Below are 11,603 nucleotides of genomic sequence, written 5' to 3'. Positions count from 1 at the left end.
GGAATATCTGAGGCCGGTCGCTGAAAATTTGAGGTTTACCACGGTACGCTCAAGGTCCGATTACGCGCGTTGCGATTAATTAATTAATGAAAAACAGAGGGTTGGCATTGCAGCCGCCGAAGCGGCATGCGGCCTGCAGTTGATTTTGCCCAAATAACGTCCGGGAGGTGAACGTGGATAAACATCGCCTGGCGACCGTGCTGGCCGTTGCTGCTCTGATCTGCGCCGCGGTTGCGATGGTCAATTGCGAGGCCGATCAGGACGACGACCCGCAGTATGCCGACGATGACGACCAGCGCGACTGCGAATACCTGTGCGACGAGATCTACGATTGCGGCCTGGACGTGTCAGACCTCAGCGAGCCCGAGTGCGCACAGGACTGCAACCTGGACAACAGTTGGTGGCGCTGCATCAAGGCCTGCGTGGACGCCGAGTCGTGCTACGCCGCAAGCTGCCTCGAGGCTTGCAGCTAAATTTCGATGCCGATGGCGTCGGGGATTCCCATCTGCTCCAGAAACTCGGCGAGCGTGATTCGCTGCTCGAGCAGATCGAGCACGCGCGACAGTTCGGCGCGATCGCGTCCCTGGAACCGCGATAGGTATTCGCGGATCGGGTCGAAGTCCCAGTTCAAATCAACGGCCTGCTGATCCTCGCTCCAGGCCTTGTACCAGCGGGCGAGCATGATCAGGTGCGTGTCGAACGCCTGGCGGTCGCCCATGCCAAGGGCGTAGAACCCGCTGAGGTACTCCTGGATCAGGTGGTCGGCCACAGAGCTCAGCCGCGGCTCGCACGATTGCAACACCATCGAACAGCTGCTCGCGTCGCCCGAGATCAACAGCACCTCGACAAGACTGTGGTAGGGCGCGGGGTCGCTGGGCTCAAGAGCGATCGCCTGCTGGTAGGCGCGCTTGGCGCGCGGCCATTCGCGACGCATGAAGTATAAGTCGCCCAATGCCAGGCGCGCGTCGCCGCGCTGCGGATCGAGGTTCGCTGCGCGCTCGAGATAGACCTCGGCCCGATCGTACGACTTGCGCTGCATGTACAGCCGGGCCAGGTCGATGTGGGCCTGTACGTGCTGCGGCTCGCGCTGCAACAACTCGGAGTAGAGGGCGATCGCTCGCCGGTTGTGCCCCAGCATCCAGTGGCACACGGCGCGGTAATAAAGCGGCAGGGAGGTTTGGTTGCGGTGCTTGCGCTCCAATCGCCTGAAGTAGCGCTCGGCCTGCTCGATCTCGTCCAGGCGCTGCTCAACGTAGACCAGGCCGGAGTAGGCCGGCTGGAACAGCGGGTCGAGCACCAGCGCCTGCTTCAGCGCCTCGGAGGCTGCGACATCGTCGCCCGCATCGAGGCAGGCCTCGGCCGCTGCGATGTGCAATCCGATCAGCCGCGGGTCGCGTTGGAACAACCCGGTGAGGGTGGCGAACATTCGCGGCCGTTGGTCGGTCTGTAGGTACAGCGGCCACAGCGCCTTCTGTTCGGCAGCGCGCGGCCCGATCCGTTCGACGAAGACCTCGAGCAGCTCCAGCGCCTCGCGCTCGTGGCCCAGCGCTGCCAGCGCCCGGCCCAGGGGACCGTAGAGTTCGACGTTGTCCGGAAAGCGTTGCGAGACCAGTGAGCACCACTGCAAGCACTGGGCGTTGAGCCCGCTGGCGGTCAGGGCGTCGGCGTAGCTCACGGCCAGCTCGGCCGAGTCCGGATGGCTGCGGATGCTCTGTTGGTAGAGGCTCAGCGCCTGCTCGCGCCGACCGGCCTGCATCAGCGCATCGGCCTGGAGGGCCACCCAGCGCAGTACGTCGGGCTCGAGCTTTGCCAGGTCGGCGTAGATCGCGGCCGCGCGTTCAAAGCGCTCGATGCGTTCAAAGAAGTCGGCGGCGACCTGCAGTGCGCCCACGTCGTCGGGATCGCCACTCAAGGCGCGTTCGATCAACTCCTCGGCACGATCCGTGTCGCCGTGTAATCGCGCTGCCGACGCGGCGACGATCCAGGCCTCGGCCTCGTCGGGCAGCAGCCCCACGGCCTGTTCGATCAGCTGCGCGGCCTGTTGCTCGCGTCCGGCGGACAGTGCCTGGGTCGCGGCACGCACCCGCGCGTTGTACAGGCCGAACATTCTGCGCCGCTTTTGCAGGACCTCCTGCTCGTCGTTGATTTGCAGCAGGTCCCAGGCCAGCCGTTTGAGACTCGCCTCGGGGAACACGCGCGTGGGGTCGAACTCGACCTGCGAGCGGCGGACAACCCGACCCGCGTCCGCATCGACCAGGGTCAGTCTGACCCGATAGCGGTCGGCAAACGGCTCGATCGTGCCCGCGGCCACGTACTGCGCGTCAAGCACGCGGCCCGCGTCGCGCAGGCAGCTTTTACCGCGGCAGTCGAACAGCCGCGCGGCCTCGCCCTCAAGCAGGCCCGAGAGGCAGTCGGCGGCCTGGATCACCTCGAACGAGTAGGTGCGGCGCAACGCGTTCTGAGTCAGGTGCACCAGCTCCTCGACGTACACCGGGTCCAGCTCGTCCCCAGCCGTGTAGCCCAGGAAGGCCAGCCGGGGATAGCTCGCCGGAGCGGCCATTGCCATGGGCCTTTGCGCTGCGACGGGTTGGGCCCAGACCAGCAGCAGAATCGACAACAGCAGGACCGGCGAAATGCGGCGTAGCGAGAGCTTCATCGATAATCCAGCTTAGTTTAAATATCCCAGCAGCTTCAATTTACGATCGACCTGCGGGTCGCGTTGCACGCGGTCGCAGGCCGAGTCATCGAGCAGCAGCGCATCGGGTCGCAGCAATCTGACCTGCTCCCAGGTCGCTTGCCTGAGCAGCGGCCGCGCTGCAATCAAGGTCGGGTCGAGTGCCTCGCGAAGCACGCGGCCGGAAAGCTCATCGGACAGCGGCAGGTCCAGCAGCGCCGCCAAAGTCGACGCCAGGTCGACGAGCTTCGCGTCTTGGATCATCGCCCCGCGCCGAACTCCGGCGCCGTAGAGCAGCAGCACGCCCGGCGCGTTGCTGCCGGTTTGCCCCAGCTCAAAGCGCGGCCGGATTGCGCGCAGCTCGTCCACACCCAGCGGGTCCGCGGCCAGGGCGTCGATCGCCGCCTGGGGCGTGGGGCGCAACACGGCCGCGCGATAGTCCAACGGCACGACGTCGAACAGGCTTGAGTAGGGGCCCACGCTGTGGTCCAGCCGCTGCCGTACCTGATTATAGAGGTCGCCCTGGGCCAGGCCGTTGCCCTGAAACACCAGGGTCTGGACCAGCAGCTTGAACTTGGTGGCGTGTCCGTTGCGGTCCACGGCCCCGGGCCGCAGAGTTAAAAGCTCCCAGGCCGCGTGGGCCCGCACCTCGCCGCGTAGTTGTACGGCCGCGGCGTCGTGGTCCCACAACTCGCGCTGGGCCAGGCCGAAGGCCTCTAACACGCTGGGGCCGATCAGCAGCTCGAGTTTCAGTCCCGCGGCGATGTCCAGGCCGTGGTTCGAGCAGATTACCAGGGTGGTCCAGCGATCCAGGCCGGCGACGATCTCGCCCAGGGCGCGGTCGAACTCGACGTAGGCCGTAGTCAGTGCGTCGTCCCGACCATCTGTGGTCTCGCCGCCCAACCGTCGCCAGAGGAACGTCGGCAGCGCCGCGTGGGCCGCGCCGCCCAGCGAGCGCAACCGCACCACGTCGAGCCGATGCGGCGAGCGATTCAGGGTGCAGGCTTTGAGCCGTAGGAAGTCCTGGTCGGCAGGGTCGCCGGAGATGCCGCAGCTCGCGCGTGATACGCCCTGAGGCAGGTGGCGCGTCGGTCGGCCCAAAGCGAACTCGGGCACGGCCAGGGCCGTGGTCGCGGGTCGTGGGCGCATGAACGGCAGGCCGTAGACTCCGACGCTCAGCCCGCACTCGGCCGCGATTTCCCAGATGCGGCGCACCCGCAGTTGGCGCGGCTCGAGCCGGGTCTGCGACTCCAGCCGCGGGTAGCTGTGCGCAATGCCGTGCTCCGCGGGCGGACGGCCGCTAAAGGCCGTGGTCCAGCCCGAGGCGCTGGGGCCCGCGTCGCCTGCAAGCTCACCCCACGCGCTGCCCGCGATCAGGCGTTCGAGGTTGGGCATCCGGCCCTGGGTGATAAGGGTACCGGCGATGCGTTGGTCCAACCCGTCCACGGCCAGCACCACTACCCGCTGCGGCAGGGCAGCGACGGATGCAGCGGCCCGATGCTGGCTTTCGATTTCGGGCAGACGCTGCCAGTCGACGTTGCTCAGCGCGTCGAAGCGTTCGTAAAGCGCCTGGCTGTGCGCCGCCTCGCCAGGGGTCGGCTCGACCAATCCTGCCCGCCAGAGCAGCAGCAGTGCGGCCGCGCCGCAGGCCGCGGCGATCAACAGCAGGCGTAGCGGATTGACCTTCATTCGTGAATATTTACAACTATCCGGTTCATTGCGCGGATGATAACACGAGCAGCGGCGATGACGTCAGATAGCCGCGCGACCCTTGGACTTGACCGGCCGCACTTCTATAATTGTCGCTAATGCTGTTTGCGGCGCGAATTGAAACAGCGGGGAGGTCGCCGTCGATTCGTTGCATGATGCCCGGCTGCTGATCGTCACCGGCAAGGGGGGCGTGGGCAAGACCACGCTGTGCGCCGCGCTGTGCCTAGCGGCCCAGAGCAAGGGCAAGCGGGTGCTGCTGGTACAGGTCGGAACGGCCGAGCGCAGCACCAACCTGTTTGGCAGTTTCCCGCTGGGTTACGAGATCCGCCCGGTGTCACAGGGCATCGACGCGATGCTGCTCGATCCCTTTGCAGCGCTGCAGGAGTACATCGCCAGCCAGATCAAGATCAAACCGGCGGTCAAGTTTCTGGTGGAGAATAATATCTTCCGCTACTTGGTCGGCGTGGCTCCGGGCTGGCGTGAGCTGATCACCCTGGGCAAGATCTGGGTGATGGAGGGCAAGACCACCGGCGGGCGCAACAAGCGGCCGCTGTACGACTTGATCGTGGTCGATGCCCCGGCCACGGGCCACGGCATCAGCTTTCTGCGGGTGCCGCAGGTGGTGCTCAACGTACTTAAGTTCGGGCCGGTCAAGACTTACACCAAGAAGGTCCAGGATCTGCTGCGCGACGAACGACGCACCCGGCTGCTGATCGTCAGCCTGCCCGAGGAGATGCCGGTCAACGAGGCGCTCGAGATCTACCGCGCCTCGCGCGAGCATCTGCACATCCCGCTGGGTCCGATCCTGCTCAACGCTATTTATCCCCCGCTGGTCCAGCCCGAGCTGGACAAGCCGCTGGAGCGTCTGTTAAACGGCGAGGAGCCCAAGCTCGAGCGTGCGGCCCAGGGCCTGCTCAACGCCGAGCTGCTGCGCTCCACGGCTCAGGCCTACCAGGAGCGGCGCGAGATCCAACTCGAGGCCGCGGCCCGGTTGCGCTCGCAGACCGACCTGCCGGTGATCGATATTCCGTTTATGTTCACCAACCGCTTTGACATGGACAACCTACGGCGCATCCAACGTTCGCTGCAGCGATTGTTCGAGCCCGGCGACGCTGGGGACGGACGATGAGCGGGCTGGGCGAGCTGATCCGCGAACGCGGAGTGCTGGTCTGCGTCGGGCCCGGCGGCGTGGGCAAGACCACCGTCAGTGCGGCCCTGGCCATCGCGGCCGCGGCCCAGGGTCGCCGCACCATCGTTTGCACCATCGACCCGGCGCGCCGGCTGGCCAACGCCTTGGGTCTGAGCGAACTGGGCAACGAGGAGAGTCGGATTCCAGAGCAGCCGCTGCGGCTGGCCGGCATCGAGCCGCAGGCCGAGCTGTACGGGATGATGCTCGACACCAAGCAGACCTTTGACGAGCTGGTGCAGCGCCTGGCCCCCAGCGAGCAGGCGGCGCAGACGATCATGGAGAACGTCTACTATCAAAACCTCAGCGACAGCTTCGCCGGCAGCCAGGAGTACATCGCCCTGGAGAAGCTCTACGCACTGTACAACCGCGGCGAGTACGACCTGATCGTGCTCGACACGCCGCCGACCAAGCACGCCCTGGACTTCCTCGAGGCGCCGCGGCGGATGATCGATTTCCTCGACGGCAGCGTGATTCAATGGTTCGTCAAGCCCTACGTGTTCGCCGGCAAGATCGGTTTCCGCTTCGCCCGGCGTAGCGCGCGGCTGATGTTCTCGATGCTCGAGAAGATCTCGGGCTTTGACGTATTGGCCGACCTGACTGATTTTTTCATCGCCTTCGAGGGGCTGTGGGACGGGTTCCGCGAGCGCGCGGAGTGCGTCGAGAGCCTGCTGCGGCAGCCGCAGACCGCCTTTGTACTGGTGACCAGCCCCACGGAGTTGGCGCTGTCCGAGGCGCAATTTTTCGCCGAGAAGCTGATCGAGTTCGAAATGGATCTCGGCGCAGTGATCTTCAATCGCGTACATCCCGACCTGCTGGCTCGGGCCGATCTGGCGGGCCCGTTCGAGCTGCGCCGCGCCCTGCGCGGTCCGTCCAAACTCGCCAAGTGGATCGAGAACAAGGACGAGCAGGGGCAGCTGGTTTACGGGCTGGGAAAACGGCTGGCCGACCTAAGCGATCTGGGGCGGATGGACCTGGCGGCCATCGAACATTTCCTCCAAGATTTCCCCGCGCAAATCTCATCGCTGGCGGTCCAGCAGTTCCAGCGCGACGTGCACGACATCGACGGATTGGCGCGCATCGCAAAAATCCTCGTACAAGGGGCCGATCGCGATGAAAAATAGTTGCCTGCCCGTTCGGAACGTGCTTATATTCTGCATCGCCAACAAGCGCAGACCTATATAAACAGGGGCTATGAGTTAACAATTAATCAAGGAGAATCCAGGATGGCAACCGTTAAAAAACCGATGACCAAAGCTCAGATCGTCACCTACTTCGCCGAGAAGCATGAGATGCCCAAGAAGAACGTCGTGGCGTTTTTCGAGGACCTCGTAGAGCTGGCCGCCAAGCAGACCAAGACCGTCGGCGCCTTCACCGTTCCGGGAATCGGCAAGATCACCAAGAAGCAGCGCAAGGCTCGTATGGGCCGCAATCCCGCCACCGGCGAGGCGATGAAGATTCCGGCCAAGACCGTGGTCAAGGCCCGCCTGACCAAGGCTTTCAGCGAGGCCGTGGTTCCGCCGAAGAAGAAATAAACAGCTTCAGACTTCGGGGAATTGAAACAGGGGGCGCGGCGTTGCTGCGCCCCCTTTGCCATCTACGGCCATGACGCAACGCGTCGCAGGGATGCCGGAGGTGCCGGATGTTTGCAGTTGAGTTCGATACCGATTCGCTGTCGTTGCTGATTGCGCCGCAAGACGAGCCCGCTGCCCTCGATCGGTTGCTGGAGGGCGACAGCGCCTTTGTCTGGGGGCTTTTAATCAACCCGCGGCTGATCCGCGAGCTGACCGGCCATTGGCTGCCATTCGCCCCGGCGCGGATCGAGGGCTATCGCCGTAGCGTGCTGCGCGATGGCGACCGGCTGGATCTGCGGCTGGAACCCGAGTCGGGTTCGTGCGTGGACGGAGTGCTGCTGCTGGGTCTGAGCCGCGAGGACCGCGCCGCCCTCGATCGATTCGAGCGCGCGGGCGAGGTGATGCGCCGCGAGCCGATCGAGTGTCTGCTCGGCGAGCGGCGCGTGGCGACCTCGATCTATTTGCGGATCCAGTAGCGCGGTCCGGAGAGTTATTCGGGTTTGACCAACATAAACCAGTTGGACATCGCGCTGCCGTCCTGCGCCCGGTAGGCGCGTCCGATGATCACCCGGTCGCTGACGTAGCGCAAAAAGTCGTGCATCCCGCCGTAGACGAAGCGCGAGAGCCCGGACTCGTTGTGCTTGATCTCGGGCCAGCCCGCGGGGTGCTCGTTGGGGATCATCGTGTAATCGACGACCAGCGGACCGGGCGCGCCCTCGGGGCTTGGGTGGGCGATGTAGTAGCCCGGCCCGGTGATTCGGCCCATCTTTTGATCGTTGTACCCCGCGACCCGGCCGTCGGCCAGGCGGTAGAACACCTTGCGGAAGCGGGTGAACACCGGCAGCGAGTTCTTGCCCTCGAACGGGATCGGCTTTAGCGGATCGGTCCCCTCGGGAACCAGGTAGTCCATTGTCAATTTCTGCGGATCGGTCTCGGCCAGCTCCCACAGCAGCTCCTGCTGTTTGCGGCCCAGGGCCACTACCTGAGCAGTGCGTTCGGACGCGGACAGCGCGTCGAGATGCTCGCGGATCTGTTCGATGGTCGCGCCGGTTTTAGCGATCAGTTCAGCCAGGTTCGCCATTTCAAATCTCCTGTTCAATTCCTACGGATCCTCGCAGGCCCGATACTACTCCTGCGGGCATTTAATCTCCAGGTCTCCGAACCCGCCGCGGCAGGCGAGCCGGCGCAGCTCCGATTGATCGAAGTGGTGGGGCGTGAGCAGGCCGCAATGATCGTAGCGCCGACCTTGCAAATCGTTGACCCAGACAGCGGTCTGATCGTCCTCAACATAATCAAACTGTTTGTCAGGCGGCCCCACCGGGGTCAGCAGCTGCGCTACGGGGGCCACCAACAGGCAGCAGCCCAGCACCGCGATCAGAGCCGCGTGGCGCACGCCGCGCGATTGTTGGAGCTGGTCCAGGGCCAGCCCGGCGATCAGGGCGAAAACGGGCAGAGCCGGGATCAGGTAGCGGTCGCAGAGGATCGAGTGCACGCCGAGCAGCCCCAGGCAAAAGAAGGCGAGCATCGTGCCCGCTGTCCAGATAATGCTCAGGGCCAGCAGCCCCCAGCGTCGGCGCAGCGCCAAGACCAGACAGCCCAATGCCGCCAACAGCGGCGCGGGCGCGCCCGTCGACTGCCGCATTAATCCCTGTAGGTAGACCAGGAAGAAGTTCTGCGGCACGCCGTGACGGTACATGAAGTAGCCGCCCCAGCCACCGGACCACGACAGCTTGTCCGGCGTGTGCGCGTCCACCGCGGTCGCCATGGTCAGCATGTGGTGCAGGTAATACGGTGCGGCCAGGGCCACCGGCAGCGCCAGGGCCAGCGCCCAGCGTCCCGCAACGCGTGTTCGCGAGCCGGCGCTGCGCCACAGGTCACAGACGATCAGCGCACCAAGCGGCGCGACCACGTAGAGGGGGTAGGAGCCCTTGGTCGCCAGGCCGCATAGGACCAACGCGGCTAGCCCCAGGGCGTACCTCACGTTGCGCCGCCGGTAGAGCAGCAGCGCGCAGAGCACCGTGGCCATGCTCAATCCGGCGAGCATCGGCTCAAAAGTCAGCACGCGCGAGAAGGCCAGCACGCCGGAGAACGTGCCGCTGATCGCCGCGGCGATCAGCGGGCCGAGCAGCCGCTTGCCAGCGGACAGGATCTGCACGCACAGCGCCGTGCAGTAGATCGTCATCAGCAGCCACAGGCCGTTGAACACGGCGATGGTAAGTTCGTTGTGTTGGCCGCACAACAGCGCGACCGGGGCCGCGAGCAGCTGCAACAGCGGCGGATGCACCTTGCTGCGAATCAGCCCGAGCAGTGATTGTTCGCCGCCTGACAGCCCGCGCGCCTCTTGCAGGAACTCGAACTCGTTGTTGGCCAGCGGCATGTTGTCCAGGGACAGGTACCAGTAGTCGGCCAGGGTCAGCAGCGCCGCCAGTGCGATGCACGATCCGAGGAGGATCGATCGGCGGCGCGGGGCGCTCACGGCGTGATCGGGCCGAAACAGGTCAGGTAGATCGCGGTCTCCTGCTCTCCGTCGAGGCCGAACACCGCGTCGACCTCGTCATCGAAAAATGCGCCCACGGCGCAGCTTCCCATTCCCAACGCCTTGGCCGCCAGGGCCACGTTCTGCCCGATGTGACCGGCGTCGAGGTACATGTAGCGGTAGGCGCGTTCGCCGTACTTCCATTTGGAGCGGTCGATGATCGTCGACATCACTAGTGTCGCGGCGGCCCGCAGAACCATCTCCTGGTCCAGTGCGGCGCGGGCCAGGGCAGGCCGGGGATCGCCGCGGCTGAGGCGTTCGAGCCGCCAGCCGAGCAGGTCCAGGTGGTAGATCCCCGGATCGATGCTGCTGACGTTTCCCAGGGCGATGTAGGTCTCAACCGGGTAGAGCGCTCCGGCGCTGGGTACGGAGCGCAATGGGAAGCTCCCCAGATGCTCGGTTATTCCCTGGGCCGCCCAAAGCACGGTGGAGACCTGTCCGGCGCTGATTGTCCGCTCCTGATCGAAGTCGCGTTCCGAGCGACGGCTGCGGATTACATTCCACAACGGCGGACCGCCGTCCTGCTCGGGCGGCGGCAGCTTGACGTGCGGCACGCTCTTATAGAGCTTGAAAGGCGGGGCCTGGCTGGTCCAGTCCGGGCCGCCGCTCATGCGGTCGCGGTGGTACTTGGTCAGCTTCTGATAGTCGTCGCCGATTTTGTGCGTCATGTCAGAAATTCGCCTAGTATGCGGGTCGTTTGTTCGGGCTGTTCGAGCTGCGGCATGTGCCCGCAATGCTCAGCGTCAGCCGACTGTCGACGATCCCGCTGTTAAAAGCCCGGGCCTGGGCCGCGGGCAGCATTCTGTCGTTGCGGCCCCAGACTATCTGCGTGGGGCATTCGATTTTGCGCAGGCGGCTGCGCACGTCCCAGTGCAGCACGTTGTGCATGATCATCTCCTGGGACTGCCTGATCATAGCCCGAGCCGCTCTTGAGACGCAGCATTTTATCGACCAGCACGCCGCTGGCCAAGCAGGGTCGATAAAACATCAGGCCCTCGATGGTCAACGGTTCGCTCAGACGATCGGACTTACCGTGGCCCGGCAAATCAAGAGCGATCACCCGGCGCTGGTCGGAAGGCGCGGCCATCTGCGGCGCAAAGGCCGTGAGGTCGGCCGAACCCGGGTGCAGAAATACGATCGGCGCGCCCGGCGCGTCGCCCGCGCCCACGCAACAAAGGCGCAGGGTTTTGCCCTGCAGCATGCGCTTGGGATAGGGGACCTGTTCGAACTCCAGGGGTTCGACTTCCTGCGGCTCGCCCAGGTACCCACCGGCGATCCTCAACAGGGTTCCGATCATCAAAGCTCCTTTGCAAGTGAGGATAATCCTGACACGAGCCGTCACAGGGTGTCAAAAACCGACCCTGCCGGGAAGATGGGGGAGGGGTAATAATGTTGAATAACATTATTGGATGGGCGCTCGGCTGAAATCAGTTTGAGATTCTTTTCAGATTGCCGGTCTAAGATCTGACGAGGTAGTTATCTGGTTCGCACGGGGGCTCGCTCAGCGCGTTCTCAAAGGCGCTGCCCGGCTTTGAGCCGGGGGCAAAACTCGCGTAGTCCTCTGGTCGTAGCGCCACGACTTTCTCCGCGTCGGAAAACAGAGGGGGGTGGATAATAATGTTGAATAACATTATTGGGTGGGCGCTCGGCTGAAATCAGTTTGAGATTCTTTTCAGCTTGCCGGTCCAAGATCTGACGAGATAGTCGTCTGGTTCGCACGGGGGCTTGCTCAGCGGGTTCTCAAAGGCGCCCAGTTAATCGAGACAGGTTAAGACTTCTTTTCATCTACTGGCGGACGCACCCAGTGTCCTGCTTTGCCAATAACGCTGGTCAGTCCTATTTTCGGATGAGAACCCGCTGATCAATCCCCCGCGCACACAATTGCATCGCCTTTGAGCTTAGTAGGAAAAATCTCAAACTGAT

Annotated in this window: 11 protein-coding genes; 5 read left to right on the top strand and 6 right to left on the bottom strand. The window is 64.4% G+C overall.

Annotated elements, in window-relative coordinates:
- Positions 1–173 precede the first annotated feature (173 nt).
- A complete protein-coding gene (locus P9M14_10125; GenBank protein ID MDP8256097.1) occupies positions 174–473 on the top strand; it encodes a hypothetical protein in 300 nt (99 codons plus the stop codon).
- Here P9M14_10125 and P9M14_10120 read toward each other — a convergent pair.
- Both P9M14_10120 and P9M14_10115 read right to left on the bottom strand, forming a co-directional pair.
- A complete protein-coding gene (locus P9M14_10120; protein ID MDP8256096.1) occupies positions 470–2,656 on the bottom strand; it encodes a tetratricopeptide repeat protein in 2,187 nt (728 codons plus the stop codon). The genes P9M14_10125 and P9M14_10120 overlap by 4 nt on opposite strands.
- 12 nt (positions 2,657–2,668) lie before the next feature.
- Positions 2,669–4,363 carry an alkaline phosphatase family protein gene (locus P9M14_10115; GenBank protein ID MDP8256095.1) on the bottom strand — a complete coding sequence of 565 codons (1,695 nt, stop codon included), beginning with the start codon at positions 4,361–4,363 and terminating at the stop codon, positions 2,669–2,671.
- A gap of 169 nt (positions 4,364–4,532) precedes the next feature.
- On the opposite strand from P9M14_10115, the gene P9M14_10110 reads away from it, so the two are divergent.
- The 4 genes from P9M14_10110 (at position 4,533) to P9M14_10095 (ending at position 7,620) form a co-directional block, all read left to right on the top strand.
- On the top strand, positions 4,533–5,513 hold the full coding sequence (locus P9M14_10110; GenBank protein ID MDP8256094.1) for an ArsA family ATPase: 981 nt from the start codon (positions 4,533–4,535) through the stop codon (positions 5,511–5,513).
- Positions 5,510–6,694, top strand: a complete 1,185-nt coding sequence (locus tag P9M14_10105; GenBank protein MDP8256093.1) for an ArsA-related P-loop ATPase — start codon at positions 5,510–5,512, stop codon at positions 6,692–6,694. Before P9M14_10110 ends, P9M14_10105 begins: the two co-directional genes overlap by 4 nt.
- Positions 6,695–6,796: 102 nt before the next feature.
- The gene (locus P9M14_10100) at positions 6,797–7,105 is read left to right on the top strand and encodes an HU family DNA-binding protein (GenBank protein MDP8256092.1); all 309 of its coding nucleotides are present in this window, start codon (positions 6,797–6,799) and stop codon (positions 7,103–7,105) included.
- Positions 7,106–7,212: 107 nt separating this feature from the next.
- Positions 7,213–7,620, top strand: a complete 408-nt coding sequence (locus P9M14_10095; protein MDP8256091.1) for a gamma-glutamylcyclotransferase family protein — start codon at positions 7,213–7,215, stop codon at positions 7,618–7,620.
- Positions 7,621–7,634: 14 nt separating this feature from the next.
- Here P9M14_10095 and P9M14_10090 read toward each other — a convergent pair whose 3' ends face one another.
- The 4 genes from P9M14_10090 to P9M14_10075 all read right to left on the bottom strand — a co-directional run bounded on the left by P9M14_10090 (position 7,635) and on the right by P9M14_10075 (position 10,977).
- Complete coding sequence (locus P9M14_10090; protein MDP8256090.1) at positions 7,635–8,225, bottom strand: hypothetical protein; 591 nt, start codon at positions 8,223–8,225, stop codon at positions 7,635–7,637.
- A gap of 45 nt (positions 8,226–8,270) precedes the next feature.
- Complete coding sequence (locus P9M14_10085; protein ID MDP8256089.1) at positions 8,271–9,620, bottom strand: hypothetical protein; 1,350 nt, start codon at positions 9,618–9,620, stop codon at positions 8,271–8,273.
- A complete protein-coding gene (locus tag P9M14_10080) occupies positions 9,617–10,348 on the bottom strand; it encodes a SagB/ThcOx family dehydrogenase (protein ID MDP8256088.1) in 732 nt (243 codons plus the stop codon). The genes P9M14_10085 and P9M14_10080 overlap by 4 nt, the downstream gene beginning before the upstream one ends.
- Positions 10,349–10,449: 101 nt before the next feature.
- A complete protein-coding gene (locus tag P9M14_10075) occupies positions 10,450–10,977 on the bottom strand; it encodes a hypothetical protein (protein ID MDP8256087.1) in 528 nt (175 codons plus the stop codon).
- Between the last annotated feature and the right edge of the window lie 626 nt (positions 10,978–11,603).

Source organism: Candidatus Alcyoniella australis, assembly GCA_030765605.1.
Taxonomy (GTDB): Bacteria; Lernaellota; Lernaellaia; order JAVCCG01; family Alcyoniellaceae; genus Alcyoniella; species Alcyoniella australis.
Note: the sequence above shows the minus strand (reverse complement) of the source record. Positions and strands in the feature narration are given on the sequence as shown.